This window comes from Vibrio sp. 1CM2L (genome assembly GCF_023161695.1).
GTDB lineage: Bacteria > Pseudomonadota > Gammaproteobacteria > Enterobacterales > Vibrionaceae > Vibrio > Vibrio coralliirubri.
On sequence record NZ_JALNTT010000006.1, the window covers coordinates 216909 to 235279 of the forward strand.

At 44.9% G+C, this 18371-nt stretch carries 16 protein-coding genes and 1 pseudogene; 7 read left to right on the plus strand and 10 right to left on the minus strand.

Features of this window, described 5'->3' with window-relative positions; all coding sequences use genetic code 11:
* Positions 1-62: 62 nt before the first annotated feature.
* From MSG34_RS19170 to MSG34_RS19200, 7 genes and pseudogenes are all read right to left on the minus strand, one after another.
* Positions 63-926 (minus strand): delta-class carbonic anhydrase, encoded by an 864-nt coding sequence (locus MSG34_RS19170; protein WP_248339081.1) that lies wholly within the window; start codon positions 924-926, stop codon positions 63-65.
* Positions 927-1282: 356 nt separating this feature from the next.
* Positions 1283-1744, minus strand: coding sequence for a hypothetical protein (locus MSG34_RS19175; protein ID WP_248339083.1), 462 nt, complete (start codon positions 1742-1744; stop codon positions 1283-1285).
* A 137-nt stretch (positions 1745-1881) separates the two neighbouring features.
* Positions 1882-2259 carry a VOC family protein gene (locus MSG34_RS19180; RefSeq protein WP_248339112.1) on the minus strand — a complete coding sequence of 126 codons (378 nt, stop codon included), beginning with the start codon at positions 2257-2259 and terminating at the stop codon, positions 1882-1884.
* A 124-nt stretch (positions 2260-2383) separates the two neighbouring features.
* Positions 2384-2581, minus strand: a pseudogene (locus tag MSG34_RS19185) (hypothetical protein); the annotation flags it as partial.
* Between the two features lie 37 nt (positions 2582-2618).
* On the minus strand, positions 2619-3665 hold the full coding sequence (gene trpS, locus MSG34_RS19190) for a tryptophan--tRNA ligase (RefSeq protein ID WP_248339084.1): 1047 nt from the start codon (positions 3663-3665) through the stop codon (positions 2619-2621).
* A gap of 250 nt (positions 3666-3915) precedes the next feature.
* The gene (locus MSG34_RS19195; RefSeq protein ID WP_248339085.1) at positions 3916-4716 is read right to left on the minus strand and encodes a hypothetical protein; all 801 of its coding nucleotides are present in this window, start codon (positions 4714-4716) and stop codon (positions 3916-3918) included.
* A gap of 161 nt (positions 4717-4877) precedes the next feature.
* Positions 4878-6209, minus strand: a complete 1332-nt coding sequence (locus MSG34_RS19200) for a D-serine ammonia-lyase (protein WP_248339113.1) — start codon at positions 6207-6209, stop codon at positions 4878-4880.
* A gap of 133 nt (positions 6210-6342) precedes the next feature.
* Here MSG34_RS19200 and MSG34_RS19205 point away from each other — a divergent pair, with 133 nt between their 5' ends.
* Positions 6343-7536, plus strand: coding sequence for a CynX/NimT family MFS transporter (locus tag MSG34_RS19205; RefSeq protein ID WP_248339086.1), 1194 nt, complete (start codon positions 6343-6345; stop codon positions 7534-7536).
* Between the two features lie 14 nt (positions 7537-7550).
* Here the strand turns inward: MSG34_RS19205 and MSG34_RS19210 are convergent, their stop codons facing one another.
* A complete protein-coding gene (locus MSG34_RS19210) occupies positions 7551-8348 on the minus strand; it encodes a helix-turn-helix transcriptional regulator (RefSeq protein ID WP_050644882.1) in 798 nt (265 codons plus the stop codon).
* Between the two features lie 57 nt (positions 8349-8405).
* Entirely contained in the window at positions 8406-8939 is a 534-nt protein-coding gene (locus tag MSG34_RS19215) for a YbhB/YbcL family Raf kinase inhibitor-like protein (RefSeq protein WP_050644883.1), read from the minus strand.
* A gap of 243 nt (positions 8940-9182) precedes the next feature.
* On the opposite strand from MSG34_RS19215, the gene MSG34_RS19220 reads away from it, so the two are divergent.
* From MSG34_RS19220 to MSG34_RS19235, 4 genes are all read left to right on the plus strand, one after another.
* Positions 9183-10592 (plus strand): DUF3404 domain-containing protein, encoded by a 1410-nt coding sequence (locus MSG34_RS19220; RefSeq protein WP_248339087.1) that lies wholly within the window; start codon positions 9183-9185, stop codon positions 10590-10592.
* The gene (locus tag MSG34_RS19225; protein WP_248339088.1) at positions 10570-11217 is read left to right on the plus strand and encodes a response regulator transcription factor; all 648 of its coding nucleotides are present in this window, start codon (positions 10570-10572) and stop codon (positions 11215-11217) included. Before MSG34_RS19220 ends, MSG34_RS19225 begins: the two co-directional genes overlap by 23 nt.
* Positions 11217-12029 carry a DUF2861 family protein gene (locus MSG34_RS19230; protein WP_248339090.1) on the plus strand — a complete coding sequence of 271 codons (813 nt, stop codon included), beginning with the start codon at positions 11217-11219 and terminating at the stop codon, positions 12027-12029. Before MSG34_RS19225 ends, MSG34_RS19230 begins: the two co-directional genes overlap by 1 nt.
* 103 nt (positions 12030-12132) lie before the next feature.
* Entirely contained in the window at positions 12133-14556 is a 2424-nt protein-coding gene (locus MSG34_RS19235; protein WP_248339092.1) for a glycoside hydrolase, read from the plus strand.
* 68 nt (positions 14557-14624) lie between these two features.
* Here MSG34_RS19235 and MSG34_RS19240 read toward each other — a convergent pair whose 3' ends face one another.
* Positions 14625-15527 (minus strand): LysR family transcriptional regulator, encoded by a 903-nt coding sequence (locus MSG34_RS19240; protein WP_248339094.1) that lies wholly within the window; start codon positions 15525-15527, stop codon positions 14625-14627.
* A 128-nt stretch (positions 15528-15655) separates the two neighbouring features.
* Between MSG34_RS19240 and MSG34_RS19245 the strand changes: the two genes are divergently transcribed.
* Both MSG34_RS19245 and MSG34_RS19250 read left to right on the plus strand, forming a co-directional pair.
* Positions 15656-16720, plus strand: a complete 1065-nt coding sequence (locus MSG34_RS19245) for an HlyD family secretion protein (RefSeq protein WP_050052859.1) — start codon at positions 15656-15658, stop codon at positions 16718-16720.
* Between the two features lie 3 nt (positions 16721-16723).
* Positions 16724-18274 (plus strand): DHA2 family efflux MFS transporter permease subunit, encoded by a 1551-nt coding sequence (locus MSG34_RS19250; RefSeq protein WP_248339095.1) that lies wholly within the window; start codon positions 16724-16726, stop codon positions 18272-18274.
* Positions 18275-18371: the final 97 nt, after the last annotated feature.

Sequence of the window (18371 nt, forward strand, 5' to 3'; positions counted from 1 at the left end):
AGTGAGCCAAACAAAAGGCGAACCTATTGGCTCGCCTTAATCATTTTATTGGTCAGTATCGTTTAGTCGTTACGAATAGGTGATAACAGCTCAGGGTTAACCACCAAGTTTCTCACTCCGTGGGCGTGGTCTTCGTTAAAGTCATTGCCTTCACACCAGCTCCCCACTGTCGCGATGTTTACTTTCGCTACTTGTGGACGAACGCTCCATGTTACTTGGAAAGGTGAACCTTGTTCATTGTAACCAGGACCCGTTGTAGAGCCTGCGTATTGAATCGCTGAGCCCGTATCTTGTGGGATGTTTGGTGCTTGGTGTAAACCGTTCACTTTTGAGTGTTTAGCGAGCGCTTCAAAGTCGAGTGCTTTGTCATCATTCACTAAGACTAAAACTTGAGTTTCTACACGCAGTTGCGGGTTGGTAATTGCGTCGTTAAAACAAGCCCCTAATGTTTCACCCGGTTCAACTTGCGCCGTTGAATAAACATAGTGAACTTCAATGGTGTCACCCGAATGCAAAGAACCATGCTCGCTCGGACAAATCTTGCCCTCAAATGGTTTCAGCTCAGCTGAACTCAACTTGCCTGTATATTTAAAGCCACTCTGGAATCCCTTACCATCACCGTTACCAGCGTATTGAGTAAACTCGCCGCCTTTATGCTCAGCATTTTTATGGAAGTGAATATTACATAAGTTCATCGCTGTTGAATCAGGGGCATCCGAGAACAGTCCGGTATTTGTTCCTTCTAATGAACCCAAATCTCGTGGAGCTTGCGGTCCAAAACCTTGTCCTTGGGTATTTTCAGAAAGCTTCGCTCTTTGTTCTACGATAACACCATCTGATACAGACTCATGGTTCGCGTCTGATGCATTTGCATGAGCTGACAACATCACCAATGCGGCACTTAAAAACACACTCTTATTCTTCATTTTTCTTCCCTAGAATATTGATAACTAAACCTAAACCGACTTAACAGCAAACATCTTACTATGCTCGTAAGTGAATATAAGACTTGTCTTTGTAAGATTAGATTTCATTGCTTACTTTGGGATGAGTATTAGAACCCTTGATGCATATAACAAGTCAAACAGGGTAAATTCGGCGAGTTCCTTCCAGAACGAATAATTTCCTATTTTCGTTAACCGTCGCCTGACTCAGCGCTCAGATAAGTGAACACGATTCTTAGGAAAAATGGTGACCAAATTTAGAAGATCAAAAAAGGCGAACCATCTGGCTCGCCTTCACGTCTCATTCTATCTATTGGTTAGCGTTCTTGGCTGGCGGTTTAACCATTACCGGTGGCAAATATCCCAAACGTCATGACATTCAATGCATCTGTCACGCCCTCTAGTGATTTAATCACGGTCTTAGTCGGTTGGTTATGACGAATAAAATAGCTTCCGATGCCTTTTTCACCGCTACTGTTAGCATCGCTTTCCGTTGTTTCTGTCGCTGCTACTTGAGAAGGTTCCACTGATTCTGGCTCTGCATTGGCGTGAGCTATCGTGTCTTTATTTGAATCAAGGTTAATGAGTGGTTGATGATTAACGATTGAATCATGGGAAGAATCAACGCTGGTCTCAGCGTTTGTATCGCTTGAAGTCTCGAGGTTACTCTCTCCCTCTACGCTTTTCGACATAGCGTCTTCGTTGCTCAATGTCTCATCGTCTAGCTGATGATTACTCGTTGAAGAACAAGCTGTTAAGAAGAACAGGCCAACGATGAATATGAGTAATTTTCTCATCATAATGATAAAGCACGAATTAATAAAACATTGTTCGATTGTATTTTATTTGGGTGGCGACATCCAGTGATAAGTGGAGTAAACACGAAAAGTTACTTTCTTGAAGAGTAAACAAAAGCGTACGGGTTTAGTGCCTAAAACTAATAATTCGAGAGCTCAATCAGATTGCCATCAGGATCTCGAATATAAACAGAAACAATTTTCCCTATTGCACCTGTTCGTGGTACTGGCCCTTCTTCTATCGCGACGCCTTGCGATTGGATGTGTTCGACAACTTCTGCAATTGGTGTATTGGTAACAAAGCAGAGGTCTGCACTTCCGACCTGAACACGCATTGCCTTTGGCTCGAACTCGCTACCACTGAGGTGTAAATTGATCTTCTGCGTCCCAAATGACAACGCCAACCTGCCCTCACCAAATTCGATGGGCTTCATTCCAAGCACCCGTTGGTAAAAGTCGACCGTAACTTGTAAATCACTCACGGTTAATACCAAATGATCCAACTGACTGATTTCCATCATTACCTTCCTGTAACTAAGAGTGATAAGGGCTTATTGGCGGTGACTAGGCATAGTTAGGTGAACAATATCATTCGACAACCCACATAACTCATAACAGACATGTAGGTTGGAATGACTGAACTTAGCCTTCGCGCTTACTGAGCGTGTAGGAAACTAAACTATCATCACCTACCTTGAACACCCAAACATTCTCGCCATCTACAAATTGAAATTGATTGGTTGATTCAGTCGGCTTTAATTTACCAATAAATTCAGACAATGCTGGCTCATTGATGATGAAGCTTCCTTCTGAAGTATTCGCATCCAGATCGTTATTCACTCTCCCGCCATTTAGCCAGCCAAAGATGCAGCCAGTGCTAGATAATATTCAGACCAAAGACGTCTTTTACATCGAACAATACCTTTTGCGTTCTTGCCCTAGAGACTTGAGTGCCATTGCGTAAAATTTCGATGAGTTGCGCTTTATCATCCAGTAACTCTGATCTTCTTTCACGAATAGGGCGAAGCATCTCTTGTAAGCACTCTTCCAATACTTTCTTAGTTTGTCCATCGCCTAGTCCACCTCTTTGGTAATGCTCTTTTAGTTGACTGACATAGTTAGCGTCTGTGTGAAAAGCATCAAGATAAGTGAACACGATATTGCCTTCTACCTTACCTGGGTCTTCAATTCGTAGATGATTTGGATCTGTATACATGGATTTAACGGCAGCTCTGATCTCTTTCTCTGTTGCACCCAAATTAATGGCGTTGCTCATCGATTTAGACATCTTACTTTTACCATCGGTACTAGGGAGGCGAGATGCATTGCTGAGAAGCGGTGTGCATTCATTCAAGATTGGTTTGCCAGAGAGCGAGTTAACCTTTCTTACAATCTCATTGGTTTGTTCTAACATCGGCAGTTGATCATCACCGACAGGCACTAAAGTCGCGTTGAAAGCGGTGATGTCTGCCGCCTGTGAGATGGGATAAGTGAGGAAGCCTGCTGGAATTGAACGTCCAAACTCTTTGTTCTGAATTTCGCTTTTGACCGTTGGATTACGTTCCAAGCGAGCGATAGAAACAAGATTACTGTAGAACATGGTGAGCTCAGCTAACACCGGCAGCTGTGATTGCAGACAAATCGTGGTCTTGGTCGGGTCGATACCCACCGCAAGATAATCAGCGACCACATTAAGAATATTGGACGAAACCTTTGAAGGATTATGGGCGTTGTCGGTAAGCCCTTGCATGTCGGCAACCAATATCGTTTGGTCGTGAATATGCTGCAAAGAGATTCTTTGTTTAAGTGAACCGACGTAATGACCCAAATGCAAAGGCCCAGTTGCTCTATCGCCAGTCAGAATAATTTCAGGCTTATTGGTATGGCTGTTGCTGTCGATATGGCTGTTTGAGTTGGTATTCATGGTGTATCTCCAAGTTAGAAAGGCTACTGGAGATAAAAAGAGGCGACATTTTTGATGACATTCTTAGCTACCGTCCAGCAGCTAAAGAATGTGAGTATCCCGTGCTGCTCTGTTAAGAGCACCACCAAAAGAAAATTGAAGTTGAAGCAGAATTAAATTTCATGGTTAAAACCTATCAACAATACAGACGAGCGACAACTGTTATTTACGCGCACCAAGAAAATAGGTTTAAGATTAACAGGTTATAGGCTTAATCTTTACTGGAACACAGTTCAGTGATTCGGGCACACATAGCTTGGTTGACTGTGAAGTGGGAGTTAAGGAAAGTTAGTTGGGCAAGTGCCGACTCAGCGGTGCGCTCGTAGCCTTGGGTAAAGGCTGGTAGCAATTGGGCAAACTTAGGAAAGCGTGCTTCTAGCCTTCTATCCGACATAAATTCATCAACGAATTCAGGCTCAGACTGTTCAGTTTGATCCACAAGATCAATCAAACGATCGAGTGCGTAAGATTGAACGAACCGACTGCCCGACAGCTTTTCGCCTCGGTTATAACGAGACATACCCACATAAAGATTGGTTAGTGCCTCACCAATGATCCACTCTTGGGAGTTTGCGTGTGCCTCGCCTTTTGCTGGTGGAACACAACACTGCGTATCAAATTCAGGTTGTTGCCAAACAATGCGCCCTTCAGCAAATGGGATATGCGCTAACTCGTGGGGTTCAAACACTGCAAACTCACAAAAGATTCCGTCAGCGTACAGAACTTTATAGCCATCGACGGTATTTCTCACCGCGTAGTCGATTGGGTGAATATCTGATAGCCAATGCAAACTGTCTAAGAAATACTGCTTATGCCCCGTTTGTACTATCGCGAAAAAATCGACATCTGAATACTGATCAAGTCGTTCTGTTTCAATACCTACCGAGCCCAATCCCAGTAAAGCATGAGCCTTACCCGATGCTTCCAAAGACTCCCCAATCGCATCTAAACGCTGTAGTAATTTTTCTGGTGTGTTTATGTGTTTTGTCTGCATCACTTTATCCGTTTGCATTGCTCAATCCCTATCAAGTTGAATGCCACTCAACCTAACTGATAGTTAGAACATCTAAGAAGCTTAATTTATAAAATGTGTGTTTTGGATAACGATCTGCGCAAGTTATTGCTTCGTTTAAACTCATAAATCATCCACCAGAGTCCGACTTTCTATCCGATTTACATCGAAGACTTGGCTAAATACGCTGTCATTTCTTGTGGTGGCACCATGCCTCCGCCTGTCGCCCACACAAGGTGTGTTGCATTCGCTAGCGTCGACTCATCAATTTCTAGTCGTGCAAGGTATTCACTATTTTGCTCAACATGAATCGCACCCGGCATACCTGCTAGTGCAGAAGGCTCAAGTTGAATGCCTTCTGCTTGGTTCAGTTCGCCTAACAATTGATACATACGTTCATCGGTTAATGTGTAATAACCATCAAGCAAGCGCTCCATCGCGCGCCCCACAAAACCTGACGCCCGACCAACCGCTAAACCATCTGCGGCGGTGAGGTTGTCGATACCAAGATCTTGCACCGCAATCTCATCATGCAATCCCGTATGAACACCGAGCAACATGCAAGGTGAATGAGTCGGTTCAGCAAAAATACAATGGACATGATCACCAAAGGCCATCTTCAAACCAAATGCGACACCACCGGGACCACCACCTACCCCGCATGGCAAGTAAACAAATAACGGGTGTTCTTTATCTACTGAAACGTGTTGTTGCTCAAATTGCTGTTTGAGCCTTTGCCCTGCCACCGAATAACCAAGGAACAGGGTTTGCGAGTTTTCATCATCAATGAAAAAGCATCGAGGATCTTGCTCTGCCTCTTTACGTCCTTGTTCCACTGCAACGCCATAGTCTTGTTGATACTCGACCACGTTAACACCGTGCTCTCGCAGTTTACTTTTCTTCCAAGCTCTCGCATCTGCCGACATGTGAACAGAGACGGTAAAGCCCAATTTGGCACTCATGATACCGATCGACATGCCTAGATTACCTGTTGAGCCAACCGCAATGCTGTATTGTTGGAAGAAGTCACGAAACTCAGGTTCGAGCAACTTACTGTAGTCATCGCTCTCACACAGTAACCCGGCTTCAATAGCAAGCTTCTCGGCATGCGTTAGTACTTCATAAATACCACCCCGAGCTTTGATTGAACCTGAAATCGGTAAATGGCTGTCTTTCTTCATCATCAAACGCCCTTTTATAGGCTGCTGATAATGCGCTTCCAATACTGATTTCATAGATGGAATGTCAATAAGCTCAGACTCGATGATGCCATTGGTCGATTGAGTTTCCGGAAACGCCTTAGCTAGATAAGGAGCAAACGTTTGTAGCCTCATGCTTGCATCGTGAATATCTTGTTCGCCTAATCCCACATAGGGTAAACCTTGCTCCAAAGTCGTGATGTTTGGGTTAAACCAAGTCACTTCATCGAGTGCCGCTAATCGTTGAAGCAGTGGGAAATCTGAGATGAGCTTGTCGATATTCAATGCAGTCATGGGTGACCTTTTCTGGCTAAGCGCATACTGCGCTGGTTCAATCATTAGTAAACCTATTTAAACGGTATTTGTGTAATCATTCAATGATCTGTAGGCTAGCCTGTCTTCTCATAAGCAAACAGTAGAAAAACCTATGAGCGCCTCTCTTCGTAATAGCATTTTCGTCATGTTAGGGATTTTATTCCTAGCACTTAACCTTCGTGGGCCTTTTACGAGCTTGGCTCCTGTGCTTTCTCAGGTTATGGAAGGCCTCAACCTTACATCGTCGGCTGCTGGCTTCTTAACGGCTTTGCCACTGTTAACTTTTGCCTTGTTCTCACCCTTAGTCACCAAGATATCCCAACGAATTGGTCTAGAGCCTAGCCTACTATTAGGCTTAGTTCTGATCACGTCCGGGATTACACTGCGCTCTGCTGGGTTAATCCCAACTTTGTATATCGGCACGGTGATGATCGGGCTTGGTATCGCAATTGGTAATGTGTTGTTACCCGTTGTAGTGAAAATTAGCTTCCCGACACGCATCGCTACTGTGACTTCTTTGTACATCTTTACGATGGGCATCGGGTCGACGTTAGGCTCAAGTTTGATGGTGCCATTTTCAGAACTCACCTTTTTCACTATGACAGGTTGGCAATTAGCGCTGTTAATGAACTTGGTATTTCCAATATTAGCTTTACTGATCTGGTTACCTAAAATCAGAAAACGTTCATCTTCTGCTAACGATAACAAGCAACAAGACAAACCTCTGCCGATGAAGAAGATGATTAAAAGCGGCGTTGCGTGGCAAGTAACGTTAGCGCTTGGGCTTAACTCATTTACCTTCTACTCTTTGGCAGGCTGGTTGCCACAGATCTTGAACGACCTTGGCTACAGCGAAATCGATGCAGGCTACATCTACGGCTTCCTGCAATTTTCGACTATGGTTCCGGGGCTGCTGTTACTGCCATTCTTAGCCAAAAGTGACAATCAACAATGGCTCATCACTCTGTGTGCATCGAGTGTGTTTGTTGGATTGATTGGTCTGCTGTATTTACCTGAGTTTGCGATTTTTTGGGTGGGACTGTTTGGATTAGCTAACTGCTCGACGTTTATTATCGCGCTCTCTTTTGTTGGCTTGCGTACATCGAATAGCAGCCAAGCCGCATCATTGTCGGGTATGGCTCAGGGAATCGGTTATGCATTGGCAGCCACTGGTCCTACGCTGGTGGGTAAGCTTCATGCTCAGACAGATTCTTGGAGTATTCCTATTCTGCTGATCGCATCTGTTGCCTTTGCGTGCACGATTTTCGCAGCATTGGCAGCACGAGATAAGAAAGTGAGCGTATAGGCCAAACAGAATGATTATGGTGTCGCGACTCTATGGCTGACGACGGTTTTGATGTATTCACTTGGCGACAAACCAAATTTGCCTTTAAAGCGCTGACTAAAACGCCCTTCCGATTGGTAACCGCAAGACTGAGCCAACATCGCCACGTTCTGCTGTCCGTTTTGCATCAGATAAAGCGCGTGACTCAAGCGAACTTCAGCCAACACCTCTCGATATTGCATACCTTCTAGTTTCAATTTACGGATAAGCGTGGCTCGGCTCATCGCAAAACGCTCCGCCACCGACTCTAATGGATGCTTCTCATCTGGTGAATGTGAAAGATAATGGCTAAGCTTTTGGCTAAACGAGACGTTGGCACTGGCAAACAGTCGATGCAACACCCCTTTTTCAGCTAATTGCTGGTACAAGCCCTGCAGCCAAAACTGTTGAGTCTCTTTGCTCATGCTCTGTGTATCAAACGAAAACAGCGCATTGAGTGAGTCTTGTAAGTTTCGATCCGCTTTCACTGTAGGCAGTCCCAGATCATTCGACCGTTCCTCACTTAAATCAAGCATCGCCTGAGAAGGTTGGAATTGAAAGCTGAACACTCGCGACAAGAAGCGCCCTTTGTGGGGCATGTTCTCAAAGCTTAGTGAAGCTGATGCCTCACACAACAGCAGCTCAGAATGTGAGAGCTCTGCCGCTGAATCTTTCCAAAACAGGCGCTTACTGCCTGTAATGATCTGAATGATACTAGGGGATAGAATCCTCACATTACGCAGTTTTTGTAACTGCTCTGCACGAAAGATCGTCACTTGATATTGATGATTCATCTCATCCCCTTGTTTACTTATTATGTACGTGTATAAGCTTTTAACGTACACAAGCTATTAACGTGTATAAGTTGCGGTCAGTTTCGCTTTGTCTAAAGCCATGCTGTTCAACGTGAATCCAACCACTGCCGACGGCGTGTTTTCGTCGAGGTTAAGTTTGTCCGTTGGCAACGCCCAAACTGTGAACTGGTAACGGTGCATGCCATCGTTTTCTGGAGGACAAACGCCACCGTAGCCAACTGTACCGTAATCAATGCGACCTTCTTTGCCACCGACTTTAGACATGTCGACACCGCGAGGTAGCTCGTTCACATTTGCAGGGATATCAAACGCAACCCAATGCCAGAAGCCACTTTCAGTCGGTGCATCTGGATCATAAGCTGTGATAGCAAAGCTTTTGGTGCCTGCTGGTGCATCTTTCCACATTAATTGTGGTGATAGGTTATCGCCGTCACAACCCCAACTTGAGTATTCAAAAGTCTTCGCCATTGGGTGACCTTCTTGAATATCGTTGCTGGTTAATTCGAACGCCTGAGCAGAGCCTGCAGCCAAAATACTGATTGCCAATACTGATTTGATGATGAGTTTCATAATGGTTCCTCTTATTAGGTATGAGCCCAGTATAGTCCCCTCAATCCGCCCAATAATGACAGTAAGTACACAATTATCTAGTTTATTTCAAATAAATGATACTTACTGTATTTTTAATTTATTATTTAAAAGCATGACCCACTCGACAATTTGTTGTTAAAGGAACACTTGTTGACATTCAGGTTACAAATCGCGCCCAAAACTCTTTAGACTCGCCCCACGACTTTTAACGAGAATGATTGGATGCGCAGGTTTACATTAGCTCTTTGCTTGATCTTTTGGCTCCCAACTCTAGCCAATGCCCAAAGTTTGCAAGATAAGTGGCAAACCCTGTATCAACTGAGCTGGCAATCATCTCCAATCTTAGTATCTCAACAAGAGTTGGCTCAGTATCCGAAAGTTCTGCTCCATGAACGTAGCCGCTATCCTGATTTCAACCAATTCAGTTGGGACGACATCGCAGCGTTAGCGTCAATACAAGATCACTGCCAAGCAATTGAAAGCAGTAACCCTTCATTACATGACGCGATCGAGTTCGAGCTCGCTCTGTGTCAGCAACAAGCATTGGATTCGATTTGGTTTGCAGCACACTCCAAACGTCACCCTGCCGGTGGCAGCTTTGCTGATCGTTATTTGGCAGCTTACCCAGACGTAAGCGAGCAAATACGTCCATTTTTGAATATTACCAACCCACAGCACCCTTTATATACCAAGCTAGAGGCTCTCACTGCACAAGGCAGAGAAGCTCTGCTCAATGGATATCGCGCTTGGCAACAAGATGATGTACTTTGGTTAAGTGGCGAACAAGGCTGGAAAGCCATTCCCTTAGATGTTTGGCAACCTATCGCAGAACAACAAGAGATATCTTTGGCAGGTGATACCTGTACTTTTCGTTACAGCAACGTGTGCTTAAGCGAGCCTAGCAATGACAACCTGATCATGAAAACCTTGATCTTTTCATTACTGTTAACGTTGCTTTCTGGGCTCGCTAGAGTCTTATACCTAAGAACAAAACAACGAAAAGAGAGGCAGTTCGTTTTACAACTCCTTACTCATGAACTGCGCACGCCAATTACTAGCCTAGGTCTAACCGTCGAGATGTTCAGAAATCGCTACGATGACTTTTCTGATGAAACTCAAAGTGCGGTTTGGCGTTTAATCTCTGACTATCAAAGGCTCTCTCAACTCACCGAAAACAGCAAAGTGTACCTAAGTTCGGATCAGTCAGAGCCTTTATTAAAGCAAAACGCATCATTAGAAGAGTGGCTTGATCATGTATGTGAAAAGCACAATATTTCTTATCAATGTGAAGCGCGTGAAGTTGAACTGAACCTTCCCTATTACTGGCTAACCATCTGCTTGGATAATCTAATCAAGAATGCCAAACAACACGGTAAAGGTAAGGTGTTGGTAAAGGTCGAACTCGGAGACAAGCTGACGATTGAGGTACAAGACGAGGGGCACTTCCCTTCGCCGATACAACGACTCATGTCTCGTGTCACGCCAAGTGAAACGCACAAACTGGATAACATGGGTATTGGCTTGACTATTGTCGAGCACTTGATGAAGCAAGCGAATGGCCGCATCATTATTCTTCGTAACCCAACCCGATGTATTTTGGAAATTGCTTATGAACACCCTACTGCTGATTGAAGACGACCAACTGCTTGGACAAGGCCTCGTCAGCTTCTTTGAATCCAATGGTTACCAATGCCTTTGGGCGAAGGATTCAGAGAGTGCCAGTAAGCAATGGTTTCGAGCCGATCTTGTGATATTGGATCGACAACTTGAAGATGGTGACAGCTTGCAACACCTTCCAAACTGGTTACTCCTCAAAGCACTACCGGTGATTGTGTTAACCGCTAAAGTAGAAGTTCAACAACGTGTTGAAGGATTAATGGCGGGAGCCAAAGATTACGTGACTAAACCATTTTCAAACGATGAATTACTTGCTCGAGTCATTACCCATCTACGTCCGTTAGGTGTGAGCCTCTTAGCTTACGCAAATATCCAAATCAACTTGTCGGAACGGATCGCTTATCTGGATGAAAGCCCAGTCACACTAAAACCTAAAGAGTTTCAGCTATTGGTACTGTTTGTTCAGAACCAAAGTCGTGTGTTTCACCGAGATGAATTACTCAATAAGATTTGGGGTTATCAGGCCTTTCCTAGTACCCGAACTATTGATAATCACATACTGCGCTTACGCCAGAAACTGCCCACATTGAATATCGAAACACATCGCGGCGTTGGTTACCGCTTGGCCGGGGAATCATAATGAAAGTTACTTCGTTAACCGCACTGCTCTGCACATTACCGCTCGCAAGTCATGCGGCTTGGTTTACTGACACGCCATTGCAGCACACCTATCAATCTCTGCTTGAGGGTCAACCTCAAGTTGCGTGGCAAGAGCTGCAAATCGCACTCGATCAACAAACACTCGATAGTGAGCTTTGGCTGCCAGTCAAACAAGAGATATTAAGCCAGACTCAATGTGGAACCTCACTAAAACAAAGTGCTGAGCCGAAACACCACATCCAAGTCAGCTTCATTCGACGCTATGGCCTGTCGTCGCACGGTTATCAAATCAAAGTCTCTGCCGAGCAACTCAACAAAGGCTTAGAAACCCAAACTCTTTCTTTGGTATCGCCTAAAGGCAAAGTCCTTCTCGATGGGCAACTCACTTCCAACAATGAGTATCAGGAGATTGAAACCAATGAAATGTTCATCAAACCCGAATCTGGTGTTTATCAACTTAAGATAGGTTCAAATCACTACCCTATTATTGTCGCTTTAAATGACAGTAATCGATGGCTGACGCTCGAAAGTAAACTCAGCGAACCACATATCGTCCTCTCGCCTCCAAAGGTGATCGACAACTGCCCTGACGCTAATGTGAGTTGGCAATGGTTTGATGAAAACTACAACCTGTTAGGTTACAAAGTGCCAATCAAAACAGCGGAAGCACCCGTTCCCACAGAAAGTCCACTAGGAACCAAAGCCAAGCACTTGAGTGCTTCGGTTGAAATCTTTGAATACCAAGGCGCTATTGAAGTCCAATACGTGCAACGCGTCGCCGTGCCTTTCTAATGGAACACCACTAAAGCCAAACAGAAAATAGAGACATATAGGTGACAAAGCACTAGCGCTACTTAGGTGTAATAACCGTACTTACCCTTTACGGAATCTAAATATGCTCAGCGTACGTCACCCACTCAATCTTTCTAATTGTGCCATTGTGGCTTTGACAACAGCTTGTCTGTTTTCGTCCAACGCACAAGCAAGCCAAATAACGCTCACCAGTAATAGCAGCGGCAGCAGTATTCGCGACAACGCTAACAGTGCTACCAACAATACCGTCGCTATCTCATCGAATACTTTAGGGATAGATTGGAACGGCTTAAGCGTTAACAGCGCTGCTCTCACTGTTGATAGTAAACCACAGAAAGCGACCAATCTGGTTATTGGCTTTTCCGATAAATCTGACTCAGCAAAAATCGCCACTTGGACCTTAGTACCCAGCGGGATAAACGTTGAGGCAGAGCTTAATCAAGACCAGCTCACTTTTCAGTTCAGCTTGCCTTCAAATATTCAGGTGAAGCGACACGATCCCATCAAGTTGACGTGGTTTGATCTTGCCGAACAACAAACTCAGACCCTATTTCTTCCTTTTAGTGAAGGCATGCGTGTTCCTACTGATAACAAGCTTTGGGCAAGTTATCTCGTCGGCAACCATTCTGGAAGTAACACCACTCAAGACTTAAAGATGCCTTTTTGGACGGTGCAGCAAAACAATCATTTCATTAGCTATCAGATGGTTAATGCAACCAATAATCAACTGCTCTTTTCAGATGCATCCTCTGATACTTCCTCTAATTCAAAGACCAAAATTGATATGAAGGCATCACACCAATTTACGATGCTCAATCAATCACAGCCTTTTATTGTTCGTATCACCCTTGGAGACTCGTGGTTAGATGGAGCGAAACACTACCGCGATTGGCGCATCGAAAATGGCCTTTCTGAAACACTGGTTGCTAAACAAAAGCGTAATCCGGATGTGAGTAAACTGATCGGCGCAAGCCACATTTACCTGTTTGGCAAAGACCCATTGAGCATCCAAGATGTGAGCGACTGGTGGGGATTGAAAACATGGTATCTAGAGGGCTCTAAACTCGGCGTTTCTGGGGAAGCGAAAAGAGAGCTGTCATCACTTTCCAAGGGCAAAGATTGGTTCAGTCAGTACCACAAACAACTATTATTGGACTCTATTAGCCAATCGTTGCAGGTGTTATATCCTGTTGGTAATCCGACACTCGAAAACAACACGATTAAAGCGCAATACAAAGCAGCACAGGATAAGAAGAACTGGTTGCTAGAGCACGCTTCCCCTTACCTAAACTCGTCAGAGACTTGGGGGCAAGCATTGTCTTCAGACATGGTCGCTAATCTAAATAAGGCAGGTTTAAACAAACTGTGGCTAGGATTCGACAATTGGACGCCAGCATTCTATCAACCTAACGCCGTGACTATGGCAAAACAGTCCGGATATCTGGTCGGTACGTACGATTCCTACAACACAGCCATTCCTGCGAAGCTCAATGACAACTGGCTAACCGCTCAATTACCAGAGCCGATGCGTCAGAGTTGTGCCATTGAACTAGCGGATGGGAGTTTGAAAAAAGGATTTCGTGGAAACGGCTTTTACTTAAACCCGAATTGCCATCTAGAATACGTAAAACAGCGCGCTCAAAACATTATGAGATTCGGCAACTTCAACAGCTTGTTCTTAGATGTTGATGCAACCGCCATGGCACGTGAAGATTACAGCGGCTTTATAGACAGTCATATCAAGAGTCATAACAATGGCAATGGCAATGGGAATGGCAATACAAACGAGTCGGACATGCTTTCTGCCTTCAACAACCGAATGCTGTGGCTTAGCGAGCAACCATCGTTAGTATTGGGATCTGAAGACGGCAACAGCCTAACAACAAAAGGCATCGCGTTTGCACACGGCTTAGAAACGGTTGGTTTTGGTTGGACAGATAAAGACATGAAAGAGAACCGCCGATCTCCCTATTACTTAGGTCGTTGGTACCCAGACCACAAGCCTGACTTCTTCTTTAAACCCGCCGAGGTTAAAGAGCCCTACAAGTCGCTACTGTTTTCGCCACAATATCGAATTCCGTTATACCAAGCCGTTTTCCATGATGAAGTAATCAATACGCACCATTGGCATTCAGACAGCCTTAAGTTCACCAATGTACAAGCAGAACGTGACTTAACCGCCATGCTGTACAACACACCACCGATGGTTCACTTGACCAGAGATGAAGCTTTATCAAGTTCAAGCCCGAGAATCAAAGCACTCAAACACTATCAAGATGGCTTTAAACTGATGCACGAACAGTTATGGGATAAACAGTTGGTCGATTTCGAATGGTTAGACAAAAACGGCGATGTTCAACAAACGAAGTTCAGTGACGGGAGTAAGATCATTGCCAACTTCTCCAGCAAGGCATTTCGTCACAACGGTATCGATATTGCTGGCCTATCGATCAAAGCTATATTGGCGAATGGGCAAGTTATCGACTGGCTGCCCAATCATAGTTAGCTTCGATACGGTTTAGACAATAACGAATAATAGGAAGCCTAAGCACTTAACCGCTAAGGTTTACCCCGTTACTTTTGCTTCCTATTTTGAAAGGCAGTCAGTAGATAGTCGATAAAGACCTTTTTACGTTTCGGCATCAACTGCCTGTCTGCATACACTAGGCTTACTGAAACTTCCGGCATCTCATATTCAGGTAACAAACGAATCAGCTTACCTGTCTTGAAGTGCTCACGACAAATGAATTCAGGAAGCACCGCCAAGCCGAGCCCATCCACACACGCTGTTAGGCATGCCGTGATGGTATTCACCCGCAACTGACACGGCAGATCGATCAAAATCGATTCACCGCCTTCTAATTGTAAATGCCACTTGGGTAGACGCGCGGCCTTGTTCACCACCTCAATCATTCTAAATGGCGGTTTAAGATCATCGGGCGAAGAGATTTCATCGAACTGTTCTAAATAATCAGGGCTGGCTGCCAATACACGCTTTGATGTTGTGAGGTAGCGAGAAACCAAGCTCGAGTCCACTAGCTCACCAATTTGTGCGTAAAGATCGATCCCCTCCGCAATGATGTCGACTTCTCGATTCGACAGTTCTAAGTTCAAAGTCACGTTTGGGTGCTCTTTTAGGAAGCTGTGGATGTATTTGGCTAATACTTGATGCCCCAATTCGACAGGCAACACAACATTCAACTGCCCTCGGATCAAATCCTGATTGGCAGAAACCTCTAACTCAGCTTGGTTCATAATCTCTTGCATCTGCATGCTCGACTGATAAAAGCGCTCCCCCTCTGGCGTTAAGACTAAACTTCGTGTCGAACGAGTGATCAACCTCACACCTAAGTGCTGTTCTAGCTCATCTAGCTTTCGGCTGACGGTCGACTTGGTCATGTTCAACGCTTCTGCTGCGTGCGTGAAACTCCCACAATCAACAACTTGTGTAAAAACAGTCACAGCATTTAAGTCCATCGTACTTCTCCCAAAGTGCCATTAGTTAGATTTTTGCAACAGTGTTTCCCTTTTTTCCTATCTTATCAATCAATCGAATTCATTTACAATTCGTTACATCTAAATAAAAACAAAATGAGAAATAAAAAATGACAGAGAACAACAACGCTTCGCAAACAGTAAGCACAAAAAAACGTAAAAAAGCTCCGCTTATTGCTACTGCGATCATGCTGTCATTGGGTTTAGCCGGCGCTGGATACTGGTACGGCTATGGCCAGTACTTTGAATCTACCGACAATGCCTACCTACAAGGCGACATCACGAATATTAGCCCTAAGGTGTCTGGCTATATTGTCAAGTCTTATGTGAGTGATAACCAATCGGTTAAAGAAGGTGATTTGCTGGTTCAAATCGATGACCGTGATTACCAGTCAGCACTCGCTCAAGCAAACGCCCATTTAAGCGTCGTGCAATCAGACGTCAAAAATCTAGTGGCACAACAAACGTTACAACGTAGCAAGATTAATCAAGCAGAGAGCCGCGTTGATTCTGCACAAGCTGAATACGAACGCGCGATTCAACAAGTCGTACGTTCTCGTAGCTTACTAAAACGTAACTACGCGTCTCAAGATGAAGTCGACAGCATGGTTGCACAACAAAAAGTGACTCAGGCAGATTTAGAAGAAGCAAAAGCAAACCTCGTTGCAACCAATGACCAACTAACCGTTATCGCTAGCGAGATTGAGCAAGCAAACGCATCCGTGACCGAAGCTCAAGCCCAAAGAGATCAAGCACAACTTAACCTGGATTACACCCAAGTTTACGCGCCAGCAGATGGCGTGATTGGTAAACGCAGCGTACGTGAAGGCTTGCTGATTCAAGCAGGCGCACCACTTATGAGCTTGGTACCAAACAACCAAGTGTGGATTGAAGCCAACTTCAAAGAGACACAGCTAAGCGGTATTCACAAAGGCCAAACGGTTGAAGTCGAATTAGATGCCTTTCCGGGTCAGCCACTTGAAGGCGTGGTAGACAGTTTCTCCCCTGCGACTGGCGCTAAGTTTGCGCTCTTACCACCAGAAAACGCGACCGGAAACTTCACTAAAATCGTTCAGCGTGTACCGGTGAAAATTACGATTCCAGATCAGCAAGAGTTGAAAGGTCGACTGCTTCCTGGTTTGTCTGTGGTAGCGACCATCGATAAACGAGGCTAGACCATGAGTAACGTTGGGATTGTCACCCAAACGAATGACGATGACGAGGTTTCGAGACGCCATTGGATCGCCCTATTTGGCGGCTTGATCGGCGCGTTTATGGCGATCTTGGATATTCAGATCACCAATTCGTCTCTCAAAGATATTCAAGGTGCGCTGTCTGCCACCTTGGATGAAAGCTCGTGGATTTCTACGTCTTACCTAGTCGCAGAGATGATTGCTATCCCACTCAGTGGTTGGCTTTCTAAAGCGCTCGGTAAACGCCGTTATATCACGTGGACGACGGCCATCTTCACCATTTCATCTTTGTTGTGTTCGTTTTCTTGGAATATGACCTCGATGATTGTATTCCGCGCGATGCAAGGCTTCAGTGGTGGTGCTTTAATCCCGCTTGCTTTCTCGCTGGTGATTCAGTTATTGCCTGTCAACAAGCGCGCTGTGGGTATGGCACTGTTTGGTGTAACCGCGACCTTTGCTCCATCGATCGGCCCTACCTTTGGTGGTTGGCTGACGGAGAACTTCTCGTGGCACTATATTTTCTACATCAATATTCCGCCTGCTTTGCTCGTGATCACCATGATCAGATATGGCTTGGACGATGAAAAGCTCGACCTTGGCACGCTTAAAAAAGCAGACTGGTTTGGTATCGCCACCATGGCATTAGGGCTAGGTTGTTTGGAAGTGGTACTAGAAGAAGGTAACCGTGAAGAGTGGTTCAGTTCGAGCTTTATTGTTGGCTTGAGTATCGTCTCTGCTGTGAGTTTGGTTTACTTCGTGACAAACGAACTTCAACACAAGAAGCCATTGGTTAACCTGCGGCTATTGCGGGATGGGCAGTTTGCGATGTCCTGTATCGCCTATTTGATTCTAGGGATGGCGTTGCTTGGCTCTATCTATGTTCTGCCGATGTATCTCACTCAAATTCAGCAATATAACGCGATGGAAATTGGTGAAGTATTAATGTGGATGGGTTTCCCACAGCTTCTGATATTCCCAATTGTGCCTAAGCTAACACAGATTATTAAGCCTAAGTACTTGGTTACCTTTGGCTTCGCGATGTTCGGTTTTAGTTGTTACGTAAATACACACATGACAATCGATTTTGGCGGACAACAGCTAATTTTATCCATGGTTCTGCGTGCTATTGGTAGTCCGTTCATCATGGTTCCGCTGTCTTTGGTTGCCATGAAAAACATCAGTAAAATGGATACACCAGACGCATCAACGTTAACCAACGTGATGCGAAACTTAGGTGGTGCTTTCAGCATCGCGATTATCGCTACGCTATTGGATAACAAAACCCGTGAGCACTTGGCACACATCAAGGAATCGTTACCTTCCGTGAGTCAACTTGGTTGGCAGACGCTTCAGCAACAACAAGCGTTTTTCATTCAGTCAGGAAGTGATGCGGCAACTGCAATGCAACAAGCGCAAGCAAGCTTGCTCGGCACAATGCAACGTGACGCTGCCATCATGGCTTACAACGATGTGTTCTTAATGATGACGGCGTTCTTGGCCCTAGCCGCAGTCTTGATTCTAAACATGCGTGATTAGCGCTGGAGTTTCGGTAAATAAAACTTCAAGCAAAGAACAACATTTCGAATAAAAACTCGAATAATAAAACAGAGAGGTGAGCTTATCGGTTTGCCTC